19 protein-coding genes are annotated in these 19,904 nt (G+C 55.3%); 7 read left to right on the top strand and 12 right to left on the bottom strand.

Features of this window, described 5'->3' with window-relative positions; translation table 11 throughout:
* Nucleotides 1–62: 62 nt before the first annotated feature.
* The 5 genes from pgsW to PSR63_RS09075 form a co-directional block, all read right to left on the bottom strand.
* Nucleotides 63–1,205 (bottom strand): poly-gamma-glutamate system protein, encoded by a 1,143-nt coding sequence (pgsW, locus tag PSR63_RS09095; RefSeq protein WP_274332597.1) that lies wholly within the window; start codon nt 1,203–1,205, stop codon nt 63–65.
* A complete protein-coding gene (gene pgsC / locus PSR63_RS09090) occupies nt 1,202–1,693 on the bottom strand; it encodes a poly-gamma-glutamate biosynthesis protein PgsC (protein WP_274332595.1) in 492 nt (163 codons plus the stop codon). The genes pgsW and pgsC overlap by 4 nt, the downstream gene beginning before the upstream one ends.
* Nucleotides 1,690–2,883, bottom strand: a complete 1,194-nt coding sequence (gene pgsB, locus PSR63_RS09085) for a poly-gamma-glutamate synthase PgsB (RefSeq protein WP_274332594.1) — start codon at nt 2,881–2,883, stop codon at nt 1,690–1,692. The genes pgsC and pgsB overlap by 4 nt, the downstream gene beginning before the upstream one ends.
* Before the next feature lie 373 nt (nt 2,884–3,256).
* On the bottom strand, nt 3,257–5,584 hold the full coding sequence (locus tag PSR63_RS09080; protein ID WP_274332592.1) for a VIT domain-containing protein: 2,328 nt from the start codon (nt 5,582–5,584) through the stop codon (nt 3,257–3,259).
* A gap of 102 nt (nt 5,585–5,686) precedes the next feature.
* Nucleotides 5,687–6,376, bottom strand: a complete 690-nt coding sequence (locus PSR63_RS09075; protein ID WP_274332591.1) for a hypothetical protein — start codon at nt 6,374–6,376, stop codon at nt 5,687–5,689.
* A gap of 201 nt (nt 6,377–6,577) precedes the next feature.
* Between PSR63_RS09075 and PSR63_RS09070 the strand changes: the two genes are divergently transcribed.
* Nucleotides 6,578–7,006, top strand: coding sequence for a hypothetical protein (locus PSR63_RS09070; RefSeq protein WP_274332590.1), 429 nt, complete (start codon nt 6,578–6,580; stop codon nt 7,004–7,006).
* Between the two features lie 75 nt (nt 7,007–7,081).
* Here PSR63_RS09070 and PSR63_RS09065 read toward each other — a convergent pair whose 3' ends face one another.
* Genes PSR63_RS09065 through PSR63_RS09055 form a run of 3 tightly spaced genes read right to left on the bottom strand, consistent with a single transcriptional unit; the run spans nt 7,082 to nt 9,812 of the window.
* Entirely contained in the window at nt 7,082–7,303 is a 222-nt protein-coding gene (locus tag PSR63_RS09065; protein WP_338000682.1) for an H-X9-DG-CTERM domain-containing protein, read from the bottom strand.
* A gap of 55 nt (nt 7,304–7,358) precedes the next feature.
* Nucleotides 7,359–7,769 (bottom strand): hypothetical protein, encoded by a 411-nt coding sequence (locus PSR63_RS09060; protein ID WP_274332588.1) that lies wholly within the window; start codon nt 7,767–7,769, stop codon nt 7,359–7,361.
* Between the two features lie 48 nt (nt 7,770–7,817).
* Nucleotides 7,818–9,812 carry a tetratricopeptide repeat protein gene (locus PSR63_RS09055; RefSeq protein WP_274332586.1) on the bottom strand — a complete coding sequence of 665 codons (1,995 nt, stop codon included), beginning with the start codon at nt 9,810–9,812 and terminating at the stop codon, nt 7,818–7,820.
* Nucleotides 9,813–10,149: 337 nt separating this feature from the next.
* Here PSR63_RS09055 and PSR63_RS09050 point away from each other — a divergent pair, with 337 nt between their 5' ends.
* The 5 genes from PSR63_RS09050 (at nt 10,150) to PSR63_RS09030 (ending at nt 14,358) form a co-directional block, all read left to right on the top strand.
* The gene (locus PSR63_RS09050; protein ID WP_274332585.1) at nt 10,150–10,674 is read left to right on the top strand and encodes a hypothetical protein; all 525 of its coding nucleotides are present in this window, start codon (nt 10,150–10,152) and stop codon (nt 10,672–10,674) included.
* A gap of 564 nt (nt 10,675–11,238) precedes the next feature.
* Nucleotides 11,239–12,240 (top strand): DUF1559 family PulG-like putative transporter, encoded by a 1,002-nt coding sequence (locus PSR63_RS09045; RefSeq protein WP_274332583.1) that lies wholly within the window; start codon nt 11,239–11,241, stop codon nt 12,238–12,240.
* Nucleotides 12,241–12,356: 116 nt separating this feature from the next.
* Complete coding sequence (locus PSR63_RS09040) at nt 12,357–12,809, top strand: carboxypeptidase-like regulatory domain-containing protein (protein ID WP_274332581.1); 453 nt, start codon at nt 12,357–12,359, stop codon at nt 12,807–12,809.
* Between the two features lie 155 nt (nt 12,810–12,964).
* Nucleotides 12,965–13,447: a magnesium-dependent phosphatase-1 gene (locus PSR63_RS09035; RefSeq protein ID WP_274332580.1), complete on the top strand. Its 483-nt coding sequence runs from the start codon at nt 12,965–12,967 to the stop codon at nt 13,445–13,447.
* A 71-nt stretch (nt 13,448–13,518) separates the two neighbouring features.
* The gene (locus PSR63_RS09030) at nt 13,519–14,358 is read left to right on the top strand and encodes a hypothetical protein (RefSeq protein ID WP_274332579.1); all 840 of its coding nucleotides are present in this window, start codon (nt 13,519–13,521) and stop codon (nt 14,356–14,358) included.
* Nucleotides 14,359–14,411: 53 nt separating this feature from the next.
* On the opposite strand, the gene PSR63_RS09025 is transcribed toward PSR63_RS09030, so the two are convergent.
* From PSR63_RS09025 to PSR63_RS09010, 4 genes are all read right to left on the bottom strand, one after another.
* On the bottom strand, nt 14,412–14,645 hold the full coding sequence (locus tag PSR63_RS09025; protein ID WP_274332578.1) for a hypothetical protein: 234 nt from the start codon (nt 14,643–14,645) through the stop codon (nt 14,412–14,414).
* 144 nt (nt 14,646–14,789) lie between these two features.
* Complete coding sequence (locus PSR63_RS09020; RefSeq protein ID WP_274332577.1) at nt 14,790–16,151, bottom strand: PhoPQ-activated pathogenicity-related family protein; 1,362 nt, start codon at nt 16,149–16,151, stop codon at nt 14,790–14,792.
* A gap of 111 nt (nt 16,152–16,262) precedes the next feature.
* Entirely contained in the window at nt 16,263–17,249 is a 987-nt protein-coding gene (locus PSR63_RS09015) for an HAD family hydrolase (protein ID WP_274332575.1), read from the bottom strand.
* 88 nt (nt 17,250–17,337) lie between these two features.
* Nucleotides 17,338–18,906: an arylsulfatase gene (locus tag PSR63_RS09010; RefSeq protein ID WP_274332573.1), complete on the bottom strand. Its 1,569-nt coding sequence runs from the start codon at nt 18,904–18,906 to the stop codon at nt 17,338–17,340.
* Nucleotides 18,907–19,234: 328 nt separating this feature from the next.
* Here PSR63_RS09010 and PSR63_RS09005 point away from each other — a divergent pair, with 328 nt between their 5' ends.
* A complete protein-coding gene (locus PSR63_RS09005; RefSeq protein ID WP_274332572.1) occupies nt 19,235–19,864 on the top strand; it encodes a hypothetical protein in 630 nt (209 codons plus the stop codon).
* Nucleotides 19,865–19,904: the final 40 nt, after the last annotated feature.

Genomic DNA, 19,904 nt, shown 5'->3' with positions numbered 1-19,904 from the left:
CTTGAATTCCCTAAGTATCGGCAACAACCCCCTTCAGCGTCAACCTCGCTGCGCTTATTGGTTTATACCATTGGCTCTGGCGGGCCACTGGTCTTCTTCGGCGAAGCCACCCGCAAGAGCCGGAAGCCAATGTCGGAGCGAATGAAACCGTACAGACCGCCGACGATCAGCACCAGCAAGATCGCCGTCAGAACACGGTTATAGTCGTTCACGATAAAGACCGGCCCTTCGCCGATCTCCGGATAGGTGGTAGGAGGCACGGGCAAACCGTTTTGCTCGGCAATCATCGCGGCGTTCACGATGTGGATCACCGGAATCCCTTCCTTGATGAATCGCGGGGCGCCGCCGTCGATCTGGTCGATGTTCGGTGGCGGCAGCAGATTGACACCGGTCTTGAACGATTCTTTCCCCAACGCTCGTCCGGTCGACACGACCCCGCCGCCAATGTTGATGTAGCACTTGATCGGTTTCTGGGCCGCATTCTGGCGATAAATCTTCATTCGCTCGTCCGCGCTGTCTTTCACACGTTTCTCGATCAGCGGCAGATTGTTCCGCTCGATCGACTTGCGGATGATCTCAATGCCGTTATCCGGCAAGCCGAGACCTCGGTCGTTGTCGCCACCCAGCGACGCCGCAATGCTGCGGGTCTTAATGATCCCTTCGTCGTAGAGGATCCGTTCCATGTCGATCCACAGCAGTTCCGGAATGTTGGCACCCCACTGCGAACTGCTGCCTGAAGCGATCACGATCGGTTTGGCGCCTAGTGTTTCCAAGGCCGAAAACATGCAGAGGTTCAATGCAGGGAACGAACCGCTGATGCCCACCGCGACGACGTCTCCGTCTTGGACGCCAGTCTCTTTGAGCATGTCGACAAAGATCGCTGCGAAGTTCGGGTTGGCCGACGCCAGCTTTGATGGTAAGTCACCAACCATGCTGGTCACCGGCGAATTGGTCAGACCGACCATACCACTGCGTCCGGGATCGAGCGTAGGATCGATCGCGTAACCTAGTTCGACGCGGGTCAGGTACAGCTGTTCCATGCCGCGGGCCGCCAGTTCGGTAGCCGCCAGCTTTTCTTCGAAGTAGCGAGTCTTCCGCTCGACACGCACATTCTCGACGATTGCCAGCCCGGCCACGGCGACCGAGGCGATCAGCGTGAGAGCCGTGCGTGAAACTGTTTTAGGACGCCAATAAATCTTCTTCACAGATGGAGTTCCGTACCGAAAGCGAGAATAAGGATCAGACGAATCGCGGTCGAGGCGATAAACAGAGCGCTCAGCGTTTCCACTACCCCTTGGCGATCGAGCCAGATGGCGATCAAACCGGGAATGATGTAACCGATTACCTGGACAGGCTCGGCCGTTTCCAGCGGCTGCTGGAGTTGCAGCGATTGCAGTGGAGCGAGCGCCCAAACCGGCAAGGCATCGAACAGCGAACGCACGAGAAAACCAGCCAGAATCATCAGCACAGTGCGGCGTTTGCCGTACACGATGACGATGTTGGAAAGTAGGTGAATCAGAAAGAACGTCAGCAGCGAGGCCACGACCGTCATGCTGATGTTGATCGGCTGATCCAAGAACAACGCAAAGTAACCTGGCACCACCATACCGCCGGCGGCCAGTCCGAAGAGTTCGGAAAATATGAGGCTGACTGCCAGGCCAACCCCAATGGCAACTGTAATAATTCCCGTCATTTAAAAGTCTTCTGTGTACTGCGATTTGCGAAGTAGCGAACGACGTCGAGGCCGACGCCACCAATATTTGCGATCCCCATGATCAGCGAGGTTTTGCCTGAGTACTCCAAGAGGGTCTCAAAGATGTCAGGCGCCGGCAGGTCTTCGGCGAACACCAGCTTCAGCGGATCGATACCTGCTTCCGTGGCGGTCTTGGCGAAGATGTAGGTGCCGGTGCCGATCAGCACGTAGTAGTCCGCCGGCGGCCAATTGGTGACCGACTGACCCAACTGCTGCGAGCGGTCAGGCCGGTCTTGCCGACAGTTGACCACCATCACGCGGCGTTCCACTTCTGGATATCTTTCCAGGGCCATCTTCCAAATGCGTTCGGTCGATTCCGGATCGTTGGCGGCGAAACCGTTAACGAAGTGAATGTTGCGGCCAAAGAAATCCATCTCGTGAGCGGTCATCGCACCTGGGTCGGGTTTAGCTTCCCACATGCCCCGCAGTGCCGTGGCGCGATCGACGCCCAGGTCGGCACATACACGTAAGGCCAACGCCACGTTCTCGGCATGTTCCACGTACATAAAGCCAGCCAGGTCGAGCGGTGTGATCTGCTCGACGTCTTCTTCGGTGATGGCGATCAGCTGGGTTGAGCGGTCATTGCTGGCATGCTCGAAAACATCCAGATGGTCGCGCTCGGCAGTGAACAGTTTGGATTTCACCGGCACCATGCCAGCCAGCGCCCAGGCCACGTCCTTTTCGGTCGGACCCATCACGTCGAGGTGATCTTCGCGGGCATTGGTAATCACGCCGTGCGTGGCGCGAACCAGTTTATTTTCGCACAGCCACTGCAAGTTCGGACGTAGGGCCATGCACTCGATGACCAGCGCTTCCGCTTCAAACTCGACGGCCATGTCGACAATGCGGACCTGTTCGATCACGTTCGCCTTCGACGGGCGAAAGACCGGGTACTCGGTTCCGCTGGGAACAATCATCCGGGGAAGCGTACCGGTTGTTTTGCAGCACGTTCGCATGCCGGAAGCACGCAGGCCGGCCGCGATCAGCCGAGCCACACTCGATTTGCCGCGGGTGCCGTTTACATGCACGCGGATGGGAATTTTGGCGAGTTGCAGCCGATGCCGGTACAGCTCCCAGATCCCGTACCCGATCAATAGACCGGTGGTGATCAATAGAACAATCGTTGCCATGGGCCTAGGCGCCGGAAGCGCCTAAAGGTCCTCGGAGAGTCACGGTTCGTGGCAAGGGTCATCCCGAGGACCGACCTACCACTAAGCACTGGTGCGTGCTGGAAATCACCGCGAGAACGATCGACCCGTTCCGCCTGAAACGCGTCTGAGCCAGACCGATTTTGGGGAGGGAAGAGGCCCTCTTAGAAATACGGTCCGCTGTCGATTTCGGAAGTATGTATCGTTTTTTGTAGGCGTCAACTGGAGGAAATCTCTTGGGAACAAAAAATAACGAACAATGTGCAATCCGCAGGAAAGCTTCCTACGAAAAGAGCCCCAGTCGGTTCACCAACTGGGGCTCTCACTCTACTTTCCTGAGTTTGTTAACAAGGAGTTACTTGATCAGGTAGTTCTTGCCACGCAGCCAGACCATCAGTGTCTCGTCGGCTCGCTGCTGTGATAGCACCTGGTTTTCCTCCTTGGAGTTCTTGGCGACCAGCTCGAAGTACTCCTTGCTGAATCGCTCGATTTCGACGATCTCGGTCTTGTTCTTGATCAGCTTTTCGGCCGACTCTTCGTCGATCCACATATTGTCGCGGAAGAAGAGGGTTTTGTTGCCGACGTTGCGAACCGACTCGACCACCCTGACCTCATCCGTTTCCGTATCCTCAACGGCGATTCCAAAGCCACCGGCTGCCATGCCACTGACCCCACTGGCTCGATCAGCCCCGGCCTTCGCTGCCGGAGCAGACTCAGCCGCTGGTGCATTCTGGGCGTTCTGATATCGCTGCTTGAAGCCACGTTGCAGGAACGCTGATCGGCCTGACGTTTCGGCCAGCTTCTCGGTTTCGGCTCGCAAGCGACTCAGGCTCATGCTGCCACCGAAGCGAGCGTCGGCCAGTTCTCGAACCGATTGGTTCTCGTCGGCCAGGAAGCTGGTGTACGGCGTCAAAATGCCGTGATCGGTGGAAAGCTTTACCAGTTCAGTCATCAACTCGTCGTTCTTGCCGTGCAGGTCCATTTGATCGATGATCTCACCGATGCGGCGAATGGCCCACAACTTCTCAACAAACGCGTTCGACTGATCGTTGCTCTCTTTGACAAAGTCAGCACCGAAGTCGAACTTTTCCTTTTCGCCATTCACCGTGCCGGTGATCGTAATTTTGGCTTTGCCTGCCTTCTTGTACCGTCCCACCTGGACTAACTGTTCTCCGTCAAACAAGTCGACCACTTCTTTAGGCAGCAATCGATTGACGAAGTTCTGTCCGCCATCTTCCAGGTCGAACTTGATCTTCACGTTGGTCATGACCGGGGCGTTGATCTTGCGGTACAGGCGAGCCACGTGTTCTTCCAGGTCTTCATCAGGACGAACGTACTGGCTTTGTCCCTTGATCTCACGTGACAGTCGATCCATCAGGCGGCTGTTCACATCGAAGCCAACTCCGAAGTTGATCATCCGGGCATCGTAGGTGTTGTTGCTCTTGGCGTTCTCGACGATCTTCATCTCGTTCGTTTCGCCGTGCGTTGGGCGACCGTCGGAAAGGAACAAGATGTAGCAGGGGCGATCGTCGTCCTGCACCATTTTCATGGCCGACGTGAGCGCGCCGTTGATGTTGGTACTTCCGCCGGCGTACAGTCCATCGACAAAGCCAATCGCCTCGGTGACGCTCTTCTTGTCGGCGCTCTGAAGTTCAGGTCGGAAGCTTTCGACATCGCTGTCGTAGGCGATGATGTTGAACAGGTCTTTCTCGTTCAGATGATTCAGCACGTACTTGGCGGCTTCGCGAGCCTGGTCCATCTTCTCGCCGCTCATACTGCCAGAGCGATCGACGACGAACAGGACGGTCTTCTTCACTGCCTCGGCCTTCTCGTCACGCGGAGGTGGCGATGCGAGCATCAGGAAGAAGCCTTCTTCATGCTTGCTGGGCCGGTAGCTGAGCACGCTGGCCGAAAGCTTCTGGTTGTTGCTCTCGAAGAACAGGCGGAAGTCGTTGCTGGGGATGTAGTTCTCTTTCTCGAACTTGACGACGGCTCGCTTGTTGCCGTTGCGGCTAATGTCGACCTCGTGCGTGGGGCTGTAGATGCTCTTCAGCTTTTGGCTTGCTTCAATCGCCAGGCGAACCTTGACCTTCTCGACGGGCTTGTCGGTGTACTTGGCCGTCGACAGCGGGAAGAGGAAGTCGGTCAGCCGGCCATCCTTCTTCAGCAGCTGCGAATAGGTGATGTTCACCTCGCGGCTCGCCCCGGCGGGAACCGGGAAGACGCTTGTCTGGAACATGCCGGTGCCGGTCCATTCCAGCAGAGCCGGGTCCTTGTTCGAGCGTACGATCGATTCGTAAACCGCTCGGGCTTTATCCTTCGGCAGCAGCTTGGCTGGGTATTCCTTGCCGTCAACCATCAGCGTCAGGCTGTCGATCGCCCCGTCGTAGGGCAGCGGAAAGAGGAATGAGACCTCCATCTGGCGGCTGCCGGTATTGGTAAACTCTTGGGCTACTTGTGCTTGCGCGACTTGGTCTTTGATGTTCGCGTTCACCTCCAGCTTCGAGATCTTGTACGAAAGCTCCGGCTGAGGGGCCGGTCGGGGCCGTGGAATCGGTCGGGGCAGGGGATGCGGGTGCGGGTGATGGATCACGATCACCCCCTGGGCCGTTGCCACGCTGGCCGAAAATGCGAGACAAAGTGCTGTCAGAAAAGAAGTTGCGAGAAGTGCTGTCCGGGTCATGGGGGAGTCTCCCAAGCGAAGAAGTACATAGCCTGTTCTTCAGTGAGACGAATCTCCCAGGCGTCCGGTTTTAAAGAACTGCCAGGAATTCTGAGAGCGGCTCTAGGCGGCTTTTTTGCGGGCCCGGCGCGTCTGCTTCTGATACAAAATCGCGTTGCCTTCCTTGCCGACCACACCCAAAGCGCCGGTCTTTCGCAGCGTATAGAGCATCTTCTGAGCGATCCAGCGTGGTCGCTGCAGCCCTTCCGCGACGTCGCCGGTATGAAACTGCTTGGGTAGACCGGCCGGCAGCAGCTTTGCCAGGTCCGACGCTTTTTTGAAGCGATGGGCCGAGACGATCTCGGTCAGCATCTGATCTTCCACGACGAAATCGTTCTCGCGCTTTCGCCGCCGCTTGCCGTGCCCGGGGTAGCGGATCTCTTCGATCTCGACCAGCGGAATCTCGAGCGTGAGGTTCTCGTGCGGGAAGACATTGGTGAAGTGGACCAGTTCCTCAAACACGCTGTACAGGTCGCACCGCTTGGGGCTGTAGCGAGCCGAAACGATCTCGCCCCCTTTTTTATCGCGGCGAACGACCTTCTTCCGAGCCACAATTGGCTTCACGACCCGCACCTTGTGATCGTCGCACAGGGTCCGAATCTTATCCCGAATCGCGGCCAGCCCCGACCACTGCACCTCAATCAACTGCCCGCGAGAAACGGCATCGATGATATACCGCCCCAGCCGAACTTCCGTCTCGGCCTTCTTCCCGGCGTAATGGGCTTTCAGAGCTTTGTGAAGTGAGGTTTCCATCCGTGGAAGCTGGGGTGGTTTGTGGAGTTGGTCGAGGAAAAGCGTTTCTTTTACGGGATATCGGCAATTGAGGGTAGGTGAGTTGAGCGGTAGGGCCACCGCTACACCAAGGAATTAGTAGGTGAATCGAACACCATAACAGGATCGGAGAATGAAATTGATCCCCTCGCGAGCAACTCTTGGATAACGGAGTAAGATTCTGTGAACGCCAGACAGATCTCAATCACCGACGTTCTCTTGCTTCAAGCCGGGTGCTTGATCACGTTCTTTCTGTATCCGCACATGGAGCTGATTGGGATCGGACTCCTCTGCTTCGTGGGATCGTTCGTAGCTGTAATCGATACGTTTGAATGGCTTGATAAGAATGGCGGCCAGGAGATGGAACCGTTGATTTATCACGTTTGCTATCGAACGGTTGGCGCGCTGATCGGAGCGGCGTTTGGCGGTGTCGTGGGGTTAGTACTCGCTGTGATATTCTTACTGAGTGGCCTGGGCTCGCTAGAACTCTGTTTCGATGTGATGTCTGCAACATGCCTTCTCCTGGCGGCCGTTGGTGGAAGTTTTATTGTGTTCGGACGGCGACTGACATGGGTCACCGGGCTCATCTATACGTTCGTGATGAATGGTTGATCTCTGCAGCTACCGCCTCCGCCAAGAAGGCCCCGAAGCGTTAGGCCTTCTTGACGATACGGCGGTACACCCAGATTAGTACTCACCTACCGGCTGGCCATCGTTGATTGCGGCCAGGCGTTCCATCACGGTGTTCTTGACCGTGTCGCCGTCGCCGCCGTAGGCCCATTCGACCGTTTCGGAGCTGAACTGGACCGAGGCATCGGCCATGCAGGCGTTGACGCCTCCTTTGTGGGCGCTGGAGATCGACTCTTGCCGCGACCAGAGCTGGACGGTGTCGGAGTCGGGGCAGGTCAGTTAATTCGCATTGGCCTAACGATCGGTGCTTCGTTGATTCGATGGCGAAGTGTGCTTATGGTGTCGGCTGCCGTTCTTCGTCTTCCGCTTCTGGCAGCGGGCCACTCCACGGATAGTAAATCGCTCCGAGGAAGAAGAGAAAGAGCGCGAGTGGAAAGAATTGGAGGATGCCCAGATAGGGCTGGGGAGCAAACAGGCAGGCCGATCCGCCCACCAGGCAAAGCCACCCGCCGAAGAAGCAGGCGAGCGCTCGTTTTCTACGCTGTTCTCTTGCCGCAGCTGTCTCTACTGGAGCGGCCGTCGGAACCTGGTGAACCAGCGATTGTTTGGCAGTCAGCGGTCGAACGCGGGTCAAGGTAATCTGGTGCTCGTCGGCGTAGGCCTGGACTGCCGCTTCATCGGGAAGTTCCACGAGTCGGCTGATCGGCAGCCCGTTGGAGGCGGTGCCTGAGATCGAGAATTTCACGCGGTAGTGCTTTCCGTTTTTTGGTAGGTGAACCCAAGAGCTTTCGACTTACCGTCGCGTGATCGTTCCCTTGCCAATCAATTGCCAATTCTCGCGATTGAACGACCAGTAGGCCTCGTCGGCTTCCAATCGGACCCACAGGGCTCGCTTCAGGCAGAACAACTCGATGAACTCTGGCGTGTGGCGGATTTCGCGAAAGCGATTCACGGTGTAGCCATTCTTCGATTCGAGCCACTCCAGGCCGATGTCCTTGAACTCACCAGGACGGCCCTCTTCGTCCTTCTCGATGGTGAGTTGTGTGTAGTGCAGGCTGCCTGGTTGCCAGGCTTCTGTTTTGGGGTCGTTGGCAATTTGCAGAACGTTTAAGTCCTTGGCCAGAATGCGGGCCTCTCTCTTTTGCGGCTCGGGGTGATTGCCGGCAGCGAACTTGGTGAGGGCATCGACCGCGGCCTGGGTGTCTTCCGGCGAGATCGGAAAGGCCTCGATGTTTTCGACCAGCTTGCGAAAGCCTTGCAGGCCGAGCTTCTGTTGCTCGACGTCATCGCTGGAAATCACCGTGGTCAGACCCTGAAGCCATAGCCGCCCCCAGGATGGATGCTTGCGGTGTGGCTGGAACGACTTTTGTCGATGCAATTGCTTGCCACCTTTGAGTGCGTCGATGTGCTGATTGACGTGCGCGACGAGTTCCTTTTCTTCTTCGGCCAACTCCTGCTCGTACTCGTCGGACCTACCGACAAACGCTTTTACTGCGATCGGCTGGTAGGCATCATCCGCCCAGGCTTTGGCGTGTTCTCCCATATCTCGATAGATATTGGCTCGATCATGGTAGTTGGTGGCGCCCATGTCGATCGAGGTGGTCACGTCGGTGATGGCTCCTTGAAAGTCGCCTATGTCGGCTTTCAGCCTAGCGCGACTAAGTTGCCAGTCGGATTCGTCCGGCTCGAGCTCAACCAATTTATCATGGGCCGCGAGCGCATCTTCATAACGTTTGAGGGCCTTGTATGATTTGGCCAGTTGGTAGTATCCGACCGCGTTGTCAGGAATGATTTCCAGGTAGACGTTCCAGTCCTCGATCGCTTTTTCGTGCTCTTCCATCCGCGAGTAGAGTAGCGCCCTGGTCAGGATTCGCGACTTATCTCGGGGATTGAATTCCAGGTACTTGGTTGCGTCGCGGAGGGCCAGGTCAAACTTGTCGAGATTTCGATAGGCTGAACCGCGATACAGATACATGCACTCAGAATCGGGGTCGTGCCAGATAACGAAGGTTGAATGGCGGACGACCTCCTCGTAACGGCCCAACGCACGCAGTACTCGCACAAAGTGATAACGAGCCAAGAGCCAATCGGGATCAAGGTCGACCACGATTTCCAAGTCCTCGGCGGCTTGGCGATTGTTTCCGTAGGTCGATTTTACATTCATCAGCAAATAGGCTCGGTTGTAGCGGGCCAGCTTGTGGCGCGGTTCCATTTCGATGACCTTCGAGAAGTCACCGTACGCCTCGACAGTCTTCCACTGTTCGATGAATAGTTTGCCGCGAGCGAACAAGATTTCAGGATTGTCGGGCTCCAGTTGTACGGCCTCGTTCAAGTCCGCTTCCGCCGCTTCAAACTGATGCAAGCTGTAATACAGCTTGCCACGTTCCGCGAGTAGTTCAGCCGATTTCCCTTTCAGTTTCATGAACTGGGTCAGATCGCTGATCGCTCCCTCTCGTAAATCAATCTCTGCTCGGATTCTGGCTCGAGAAAGCCATAGATTCGGGTCGTCGAGCGCCGTCTGTAACTTGGCCGTTAGTCGATCGATTTCGGCCTGGCGCATCTCGCGTACTTTCTTCGCTCGACGCTCAGCCAGACGTTGCTCTTGTTCAGCTTTGTCTTCTTCAGGCGTTTTCTCGCGCGGCTTCTCTTTGAGTGGGCCAACTAACTCTTCGATCGATTTCCGATTCTCGGTGTCGGTTGGTTCACAGTTAGCGCCCCAGGCGGGTTGGGTGACGCTGAAGCTTAGAATGGCAATTCCGAAAAGACGTTGAATGGCAGCAAGTCGCATGTTTATCCAGAACGGTTTGATAGCGGCTGATAATTCGAGTGAACATGCATGAGAGAGGAGGGTGTGAGCATCCCAGGGTAGGGGGTCTGGATGTCAATTGCAAGTAAAACCCTGCAAGATAATTCACGCTTCAGCCAATGGGCGAGACGGGCTCGTTCGCTTCCCGCGATCTCAGTCGATATGATTTCATCGAAACCTGTCTTTATAGGCCGTTGTCTATCAGAACTTTTGCTCGCGTGTGTCTGTCCTTAATGCTCCCTTCAACAGGCAAGATTTTGGACATGGCAACGAATACCTGCGCGGCTGATTACCTCCAGTTTCCACTGAGCCGACAACCATGAACCTAATCGCACTGAACTGCCGAAACTGTGGTGCTCCGCTCCAAGTGCCGGACGACTTAAAGCATGTCACGTGCATGCATTGCGGAACGCAACTTGCCATCGTGCATGAAGGGGGCGCGGCGTATACCGAGAAGCTGGAAGAGCTATCCGAACGCACCGAGCAGATCGAAGACAAGCTGGATGAACTTCATCGTCAGCAGAAGCTGGCGGCACTGGATCGAGAATGGGATAACGCGCAGGAAGGATTCAAGGTTCGGCGAAAAGATGGGTCGACCTATTTGCCATCGAAGACAGGCAGCGTCCTGTCGGGGGTCGGTGGGATTGGCATCGCAGTATTCATCATGATCATGGGCGTCGGGATGTCAGGGAAAAGCGGCCCCGGACAGGTCATTGTCCTGTTTGGCGTCGTTGCCGTGTTGCTGAGTGTCGGCGCGACCGTCTGGGGGTATTATCGGGCAGATGCTTACGAAAAGGCCAAACGTCGGTACGAAAGCCGTCGACGGCAGATTCAGCGTGGCTAAAGCACAATAAGCCATAGCATGGTTACTCATCGAGTGACGAAGACTAGGAATGCGCACCGGCCGTTTCTGGAAGTGCTTGCTGGGGATATCAGCAGGGCTTAAACGTATCCCAAGGCGAAATGGGGTGGGGGCAGCGCGGCGATCTCAGCCGCTTTCAGACCAAGTTGATTGTGATATTTAGCGCAATCTTTCGGGGTGTAAAGAAGAAAACGTAAAAAAATAGACTCAATGCACGCCAACCGGGGGGCATTGTGTAGCGTAAAGGAATGCGTCTACATAGTGGCCTTAAGGGGTGCAATGTGAACGTTAAGGCTTGGTTGGCCCTCCGTGCTTGGTCTTATGTTACCTGTTTTACCCCTGTTTTGCGCAGTCGGCGGTTCTCGCCCATCCGCGGAAAATCTCAAGTGTATGGAGAAAACGATTCAAAAGAGGGGTTTTTCTTCTCAGCAGATTAGAGAATCATTGTCGTCTGAAGTTGGTCCTTCGGGCGTTTGCCGCTTCGAGTCGCCAATTTCGCTACTCTTCTATCTCTTCTCATTTCAATTTGTGCTGGAGGCTCTTCTTATGGTCCCTCGTGCGCGGTTCGAGCGTGGTTTTACGCTAGTCGAACTCTTGGTTGTGATCGCCATCATCGGCGTTCTGATTGCTCTCTTATTACCTGCGGTGCAGCAAGCACGTGAAGCTGCTCGACGGATGCAGTGCACCAACAATCTGAAGCAGATTGGCATCGCGATGCACAACTTCCATGACACGTATGGAAAGCTTGTGCCGATGAGCACCGAAGACTGGGGTAACGAAAATACCCACGGTAACTGGGGCTGGGCAGTTGACCTGATGCCGTTCTTGGAACTGGGCAACACCTACGACGCGCTGAATCCAACCTATGGAAACAATAAGAATGACTTCTGGCCTTACCAGCCCGGTGGTGGAAAGAATCGCCTGCACAATGCGGTGAACAACGCGAACTTGTTGGCCATCATGCAGAAGGAAGTTGACGCATTCATGTGTCCATCGACGGCTGGTCCCGTTTTGAATGAGTCGAAGCCGATCCCCTACGACAGCGGCAATGGCGACAAGTACCTGGCGCGATCCGATTACATTGTCGTCAACGATGCCGACAACATCGATCGACGCGACTGTGATGGTCCATTTGTTTGGACGCGATACGACGCACCACTCACCTTTGCTGGAATTACCGACGGTCTGTCCAACACCCTTTTCGTGGGCGAGCGATGCTACACGCTCGGTGGCGAACTGATTGGTAGTGGCGTCGTGTATGGTCACGCCGGTAACAATGAAGGGGGCGGTGCAGGGGCCGTTACTACGGGCTTCTTCTATGTTGCGGGCAGCGGACTGTTGCCGATCAATTCGACCACGGGTGGTTCCGACAACGATCATCGTCAGGGTTTTGCCTCGAATCACCCAGGCGGCGTCAACTTCGTGTTAGGTGATGGTTCGGTGCGTTTCGTCCCCGAAACGATCGACCACAACACGAACAACGCGGCAAACAGCACGTTTGAATATCTCCTTCAACGTAACGATGGTCGACCTGTTGGCGACTACTAAGGGTCGCTGATTCTAAGAGACCCAAAGAGAACAACGCGCGGCGCAATCGTGAGAGCCGCGCGTGAGTGCTTTCCTTCATTGCCCGACTGTGACTGCCCAATACGGAAGGACTTCTCATGAGAAAACGGTACTCCAATGGGATGGCCGTAATGATCATCTCGGCACTGGTCTCCACCATGGGGTGCCTAGGTTCCGGTTCCGATCACGGTCACGTGACCGGTGTCGTGACGATCAATGGATCGCCCGTGGAAGGTGCCACCGTAACCTTCTCGCCCGAAGGTGGAGGACGTTCGGCGATCGCGACGACCCAGGCTGATGGATCTTACGAATTGAATTACACGCCGGGCGTCAAAGGTGCCAAGCGAGGTACCAACGCGGTTCGCATTTCGACCTACTCAGCTCCGGAATTGGATGACGACTACAGCGTGGTGACACCGGCCACCCCGGAACGCTTTCCGCCAGAGTACAGCCTGGGAGAGGAAATGACCGTTGATGTAAAGTCGGGGGATAACACCTTCGACTTTGACATCCAAGCGGACAAAGAGGAGTATCCGCCTCCGCCGGAGTAGTCGTTTGAGTTTTTGTTTTTCCAGCACTAGGGGCAGGGTTCTTTCGTCTTGGAGGGAGGGACCCTGTCCTATTTCTATGCCTGGGGCTCTGGAATGTGAGGCAATCGGTTTGGTACAACGGCAACGAGTGTTTAACTTCTCGGAGCCTTTGACCTGTGTCTGTTCCTCGACTCATTGTGTTCGATCTTGACTTCACCCTCTGGGACTGTGGTGGGTTGTGGTGTGATTGTCTGCATCCCCCGTTTCGTATGAATGGGCAGCGGGTCGAAGATCGTACGGGCAGGCATGTGCGGCTCTACGATGACATCCACGACATCTTGGATCACTGCGACGATCACTCGATTTCGATCGGACTGGCTTCCCGGACTGAGCAGCCCAGTTGGGCGCGCGAACTTCTAGAGCACCTGGAGGTGACCCATCGTTTCGCCTTCGCCGAGATCTATCCGTCCTCGAAGCTGCGACACTTCGCCGCCCTAAAGAAATCCAGCGGCTTTGCCTACGAGGAGATGCTCTTCTTCGATGATGAGATGCGGAACATTGACGAGGTGAGCCGCCTGGGAGTGACCAGTATCTATGTGCGTGACGGCATGACAGCCGAGCTGTTTTACCAAAGTCTGGATGCATTTGCAGAAATATGATTTAGTGCTTCTGCAGTAGTACTTTCTCGGCGGCTATCCGCGACGGCTAGCAAGATAGTCCAACGTACGACATGAACGACACTAGCAAGCGAAAAGATGAGCCGACTCGGAAAACTGCAGCAGAAACCCAGCAGATAGTATGTCGCGATACATTGGCTTCTTTCTTGCTGCTTCTCTTTCTGATCATCTTTCATGGTTCGTTTGCAATCTATGCCATCAATGGGATAGCAACGAATGTGTTTTCTGCTGGGCTGCAGATGATCATCGTCGGATTTTGGATAGGAATTGGCCGAGTTCCACTATGGCTGCGGTTGGGTTTGTTTGCCGCGTTGGCACTGTATCTGCCATGGATATTAGATCCAACGGGTACACGCTATGGGGGCAACATCATTTGGACTTTAGGTGATGACCTCGAACCACTTACTTGTATTGTTTTGGGTTCGGCAATCTTCAGCTATCTCGTCCCACGACTTTGTGCTTGGCGTTTGCCGCCGATTCGGCTACCGCGTTTCGATCTAATCAATCTGATGTTGATCACAGCGGCAGTTGGTCTATGCGCAGCTTGCTGGCAGGAGGCCGTCAGAAGCATGCTGAGGAACGATTGGCATTTGCATGTATATGCAGCCCTGGGGGTTTTTCCACTGGGACTCGTCGTTGCCTGTGTTGGGTGCCCGCTACTGTTTCACGAGCAAGAACTACGAAAGAAGGCCCGGCATTACGCCATCATCCTCTTCTTTGCAGCCCCTATTTTCTACTTTGCGTTGGGAAGTCTACTTCATAGTCAGCTGATTGAATTCGCGACACTTTCGTTTCAAGTCATCCTTGCGGCAGCCTTCATGATTTACCCAATGCATTTCGTTTGCTGGTCATACCAAGTACCATGGCTTCAGACTTTAGATGAACCAGAATAACGCTTCCGCGCGGTATCACGTGTGTGGTTGATCAGCGAAGCAGCGCCGGTCGCTTAATTGGCGGGATGCTGTTCGACAACCACAGCGGGATGTTGATCGAGTTGATCAGCGACGGTGCTAAAGTCGTCGTTTGCATTGGCACCAATCGAAGCGATGGCTGCCAGGGCAACGACGATGAAAACCGGAATGCCGACGAAGAACATGGCGGCGATTCCCACGCACCAGGCAATGATGGTGCTGGTATTTGATTGGGTCTGCTTGGTACCGCAGTTGGGACATACGGACATGACGTTTCCTTCCCAGGTAGTGGCATCGAAACACAAAGCGAAGATGCCATGTGCCGTAGAACATGGCTTGGAAGGTTACGTCGTCAGATAGGCAAGTCAAATCTCGTCATGACATTTTTGATCGAGAGAATGGCTTCTGCCGCACTAGTCTTCCGCGCCCAGCACTCGCATCGTCGTGCTCAGGTAGAACGGCACTTTGTCGTGGGCGTACACGACTTCGGCGAACGATGCCTGGTAGCCTTCGGCAGGCGGGTTGAGTTTGGTGGTGGCGGTGCCGTACTGGTCACGCGGCAGAATCTGACTGGTCCACTTGGCCTGGCGGAAGTCACGTGTAGCGGACTGGGCCGTCCACAGGTGAACCACGGCCGCTTTCTCTCCTGGCGAAACGGTCAGCTTCAAAGGGATATCACCACCGGCGGCGATGTAGTCCCACTTGAGATTTGGCATTGGCTTCTGTTCGTCGACATGCCGCCGCAGTGCGCGTAGTCCGCCGAAGACGCGGATCCAGTCTTTGGCCAGGTCGTGGTCGGCGTTGGGCACATAAACGATGTACTTGTCGCCTTCGACCTCATCCCAATAGAGGTTTAGCGAGTCGACCGTCCAGAAGGAATCGTTGGTCCCCAGGAAGATGAGTTTCGGCTGCTTGATCTGCGGTAGGTAATGGTACGGATCGACGATGCGGCGGAGGTTCTGGCCTTCTTCGGTTTCAAGTCGCTGAGGAAGTTTCAGGTCGGTGTACTCGTCGATACGCTGCGACAACGTGCCGTAAGACTTCTGTTGATGCTTGAGCTGAGCATCCATCTTCAGCGTATCGATCACCATGGGGGCCAAGCCGTGCACACGCGGGTCGATCGCGGAAACGAGCCAAGTGGTCCAACCCCGCTTCGAGGCACCTGTAACGGTGAAGCCATCGATCTTTGTGTTCAGCTGTTCGCTGGCGTAGGCCTGAACGGCATCCATGGCCTTGGTGGCACTTTTGACCATGGGAAGCAACAGCGGCCAATCGCTTTCGCCTGTCTCCAGATATTTGAGGAATGTCAGCGCGATGATGGCGTCTTCCTTCTTACCGTCGAAGATCGGCTGCTGGGGGACGTTCAAGAGCACCGCGATCGGACAGCCGATCTGCTGGGCATAGATCGAAAGCAGCGAGGCTTCTTTCGGCAGTCCCAACTTGCCATCTGCTGGTGGTTGCTCGTACTGGTCCTTCCATGACCCGCCTGCGACGACGAGCACAGCGTCGGTTTCTTCCGGCACGCCGGCCGGCATGATGACAAACAGCCGATGCTTCCACACGATGTCTTTCCAGGTCTGCGAGGTGAGCGTCAGTTCGGTGACATCGCACGTGCCGATCTTCTCCTGATGGCGGACCTTCCAGGCAAAGCTGTCGTCTGGCTTCTGCACATAGGCTGCCAAGGCCTGGGCGGGCTCTTGAGCAGTAGCAATGGAGAGAGCCGGAGTGACTAGTAGAAGCGCGGCGATAATCGGCAGTAAGCGAAGTGATGTCACGGCGAGGAGTTCCGATGGAAGGGGTCGACAAAAAAGCCCACGGCCGATTCGCCATGGGCAAGGTCATCCTACTTACTTTTTTTTAGGAGTTCGAGTTTCATCGGCGGAAATTTATTTGTCCCCGACAAAGATGGTCTTCCAGTCATCCTTCATGCTGACGACGGTCCAGCCGTACTTCGGGGCCGCTTCGAGTGCCGTGATAAGGGTTCCGCTGGCTGGCGGGTGCTTGTCGTAGGCGTACTCGCGCTTCGCATCGGTGTGATGGACGATTAGGCCAAAGCTGGGGTGCTTGTTGTCGATCGTGGTGTACTCCAGCATGGCCTGGTCGCCGTCGGAGTTGCCAAAGCACGCAATTGGTTTGCGACCTATAAACTGCCAGATACCCACTGGCTTGCCGGCCTTGTCGTCGACAAAAGTCTGCTCCATTGTCTTGGTCAGTGTCGGTTTGCCGTCGATCATTTCAAACTTTGTCAACGAGTTGGAGCCAACGACTTGATTTGGTGGAATGCCATACACGCGGTGTGAAAAGACACGCATGAAATCGGCCCCTCCGCCTGAGACGATGAACGTCTGGAACCCATTGGCCCGCAGATACTTGAGAAGTTCCTGCATCGGTTGATAGGTCATGCCTGGCAAGTTGTAGCCGAACCGTTTGTCCTTGAACGTTTTGATCCAGTTGCGAACATCCTGGTCGTACTGATCGGTCGTCATGCCAGAATGGGTAATCGCAAGGATCTCCATCAGGCCGTCATGATGCTTGCCGGCCAAAAGTTTGGCGAAGTCGCCTTTCAATGCGGCCTTCACCATCTCGTTATCGGCCAGCTTCGGGTTTTCGGCAGAACGTCGCTTCAGTTCGCTGAGAACATAGTCGATTTGGATTGGGAAGGGGGCTTCGCACCACAACGTGCCATCGTTGTCGAAGACAGCAATCCGATCGTATTTGGGAACGAAGTCGTCGCTTCCTTCGGTCGTGACTTTGGTCACGAAGTCTAGGATCGACTGCTTGGCTGGGCCGTCGTTCCACGATGGGAGCGGGTCGTCCTGTGCCAGGGACAGGGAGGGAACAAGCGCGATTAAGAATAGCGAAAGCCACTTCATCAGTGGGCTCCTTCGGCGATAAGACAAAAAAACTCCGCCGCCACGTAGCTCGTGACGACGGAGGCTTCCTAAGAAACTCTACGTCAAATTAACGACCGCGGGCCGCGTCTTCGATCTGTTTCTGCACCTTTTCGAGGTTGAAGGAACCTGGAGTCTGGCTCGGCGGGTAGTCGGCCATCGACTTCAGGAAGTTTCCGGCCACGCCTTGCATCGGAACGAGCACGTAAGCTCGATCAAGCAGCCAGTCGTAATACGTGTTGGCATTGTGCTGCGCCTTCTCGAATGGGTCGCGACGCAGATTGAAGATGGCAGGCACACGCAATTCGGTGAACGGTTCCATCCACACGCCAAACTGTTTGCCGCGATTCTCGAGAAAGACACCTTTCCAGTCGCCTAGCCGCAGCGCGACAATCGCCCCGTCGTCGTTCACGTAGATGAACTCTTTACGCGGCGAGTCCTTGGTCTTGCCCATGAAGTAGTCGAGCATGTTGTAACCGTCGGGATGATTGCGGTACTTTCGGCCATTTAGCTCGACCCCTTCCATCAACTTCTCTTTGATGTCGGGTGCACCTGCAGCGGCAGCAAATGTAGGCATCCAGTCTTCGTGAGCCACGATCCCGTTGCGGACTTCGCCAGCGGGAATTTTGCCGGGCCATCGGACGAATGCTGGGACGCGGTAAGCACCTTCCCAGTTCGAGTTCTTTTCGCTACGGAATGGGGTCGTGCCGGCATCGGGCCAGGTGTTGTAGTGAGGGCCATTGTCGGTCGAGTAGAAGACGATTGTGTTGTCGGCGATCTTGAGTTCATCCAGCAGATCCAAGAGCTGGCCAACGTGCATGTCGTGCTCGACCATGCCGTCGTGGTACTCATCGCCGCTCTTGCCAGAGATGCCGGTGTGCTCTTCTTTGACATGCGTGCGGAAGTGCATGCGCGTAGCATTCCACCAGCAGAAGAATGGCTTGTCGTCCTTAGCTTGACGCTTGATGTAGTCCTTGGCGGCACCCAGCGTTTCTTCGTCGATCGTTTCCATCCGCTTCTTGGTGAGCGGACCCGTGTTCTCGATTGACTGTGTTCCGTCCGCGTTCACCTTGCACTTCAGGACGCCGCGTGGACCGTACGTTTCCAGGAAGGTCTTGCCACTTGGCAGAACGAGGTCTGCCGGGTAGTCACGGTTTTCCGGTTCTTCTTCAGCATTCAAGTGATACAGGTTGCCGAAGAACTCGTCGAAGCCATGCATGGTTGGCAAGTGTTCATCGCGATCACCAAAGTGGTTCTTGCCGAACTGAGCCGTACCGTAGCCTTGGCTCTTCATGATGGTGGCAATCGTACAGTCGGTCTTTTGCCAGCCTTCTTTGGCACCCGGCAAACCGACCTTGGTCATCCCGGTACGTACCGGCACGGTTCCGCCCATGAAGGCCGCACGACCAGCGGTGCAGCTTTGCTGTCCGTAGTAGTCGGTGAAGTAGAGGCCTTCCTTGGCAATGCGATCAATGTTGGGTGTTTGATAACCCATCATGCCGCGGCTGATATAGCTAACATTCCAGGTGCCAATGTCGTCACCCCAGATCACCAGGATGTTGGGCTTGTCGGCGGCTTGGGTAACGCTCGCTAACAACAGTAAGCTTAACGTCGTAGGCAGAGAGCGATGCAGATTCATGGGGACAGCCTTTCGTGGCAAAGAAAGAAACATGGTCTAGGTTCGATGGAGCGTCTGCTGGCTGTTGGAGATTTGCCTTTCGACTCGAGAGCGTTCAGCATGTACGGAAAAGTTAGGTCGAGTGACAGCGTGTCAGCGAAAAGCAACTGACATTCGAATCTAGGAAATGCCAAGCACGCATGCAACGCAATTCAGAGGAAATTCATGAAAGCATTGAATGAAGAAAAGCATCTGCGTTCCCGCGTGAATTTCCAAGTATTAACCCATAAATTGTCTATAATGAAAATGGCTTTGAATCTTGTCTCAATCCGTATTCGGGAGACCAGCCATGCGACGTGCCACGCTCCTTCTTATTGCCGTGCTATTTCTCGTTTCGGGCTGCAAACAGTATGCAACCCTATCTCCCCTGGCTGATCCAGACGCCCCTGTCTACGACGACCAACTGTTAGGGCAGTGGTATGGTACGAAGGACATTCAAGACCCGCAGACGGGCGAAAAGAAGAAGGTGCCCAACACCGATAGCCACCTAACCTTCAGCAAGTACGGTATCACGGGGTATAAGTTGTCGGTGGTGAACAAGAAGATGGACGCGACGATCGAGTTCGCGGTCTACCCGTTTCAGGTAGGCCAGCGCAAGTTCATGCAGCTTCAACGCCCCAAGTTTGAAACCAACGAGCAGAACGCCGGGATTCTGCGACTCTACTATTTCGCCCCGTACAAGGTCGAGGACGACAAGCTGTACATGCAGTTCACCAATGACGACAAGCTGAAAGGCTTGGCAATCGACGCGGGGATTCCCGTTGCCGAGACAGAGCAGACGGTTCTCTTTACCGGGACTCGCCAGCAAATGCTGGACTTGTTGGAAAAGCACATGGAGGAGCTTTTTCCGTCTGACAAAGAGCTGACACCGCTATTTCGTGCCGAGTCATTGGATCTGGATATGGCGGACGAAACCTGAATCTCGTAAGGTAGCACCATCTTGCGTTGACCACTTCAGG

It is taken from the genome of Bremerella sp. P1 (assembly GCF_028748185.1).
Classification (GTDB): domain Bacteria; phylum Planctomycetota; class Planctomycetia; order Pirellulales; family Pirellulaceae; genus Bremerella.
This window is presented reverse-complemented; position numbering and strand designations above follow the sequence as displayed.

Excerpts from the sequence above, each read along its gene's own strand:
- PSR63_RS09015 (WP_274332575.1), bottom strand. The coding sequence starts at position 17,249 with ATGAAGTGGCTTTCGCTATTCTTAATCGCGCTTGTTCCCTCCCTGTCC.
- PSR63_RS09045 (WP_274332583.1), top strand. The coding sequence starts at position 11,239 with ATGGTCCCTCGTGCGCGGTTCGAGCGTGGTTTTACGCTAGTCGAACTC.
- PSR63_RS09040 (WP_274332581.1), top strand. The coding sequence starts at position 12,357 with ATGAGAAAACGGTACTCCAATGGGATGGCCGTAATGATCATCTCGGCA.
- PSR63_RS09050 (WP_274332585.1), top strand. The coding sequence starts at position 10,150 with ATGAACCTAATCGCACTGAACTGCCGAAACTGTGGTGCTCCGCTCCAA.
- PSR63_RS09055 (WP_274332586.1), bottom strand. The coding sequence starts at position 9,812 with ATGCGACTTGCTGCCATTCAACGTCTTTTCGGAATTGCCATTCTAAGC.
- PSR63_RS09080 (WP_274332592.1), bottom strand. The coding sequence starts at position 5,584 with ATGACCCGGACAGCACTTCTCGCAACTTCTTTTCTGACAGCACTTTGT.
- PSR63_RS09030 (WP_274332579.1), top strand. The coding sequence starts at position 13,519 with ATGAACGACACTAGCAAGCGAAAAGATGAGCCGACTCGGAAAACTGCA.
- PSR63_RS09025 (WP_274332578.1), bottom strand. The coding sequence starts at position 14,645 with ATGTCCGTATGTCCCAACTGCGGTACCAAGCAGACCCAATCAAATACC.
- PSR63_RS09005 (WP_274332572.1), top strand. The coding sequence starts at position 19,235 with ATGCGACGTGCCACGCTCCTTCTTATTGCCGTGCTATTTCTCGTTTCG.
- pgsC (WP_274332595.1), bottom strand. The coding sequence starts at position 1,693 with ATGACGGGAATTATTACAGTTGCCATTGGGGTTGGCCTGGCAGTCAGC.
- pgsB (WP_274332594.1), bottom strand. The coding sequence starts at position 2,883 with ATGGCAACGATTGTTCTATTGATCACCACCGGTCTATTGATCGGGTAC.
- PSR63_RS09010 (WP_274332573.1), bottom strand. The coding sequence starts at position 18,906 with ATGAATCTGCATCGCTCTCTGCCTACGACGTTAAGCTTACTGTTGTTA.
- PSR63_RS09075 (WP_274332591.1), bottom strand. The coding sequence starts at position 6,376 with ATGGAAACCTCACTTCACAAAGCTCTGAAAGCCCATTACGCCGGGAAG.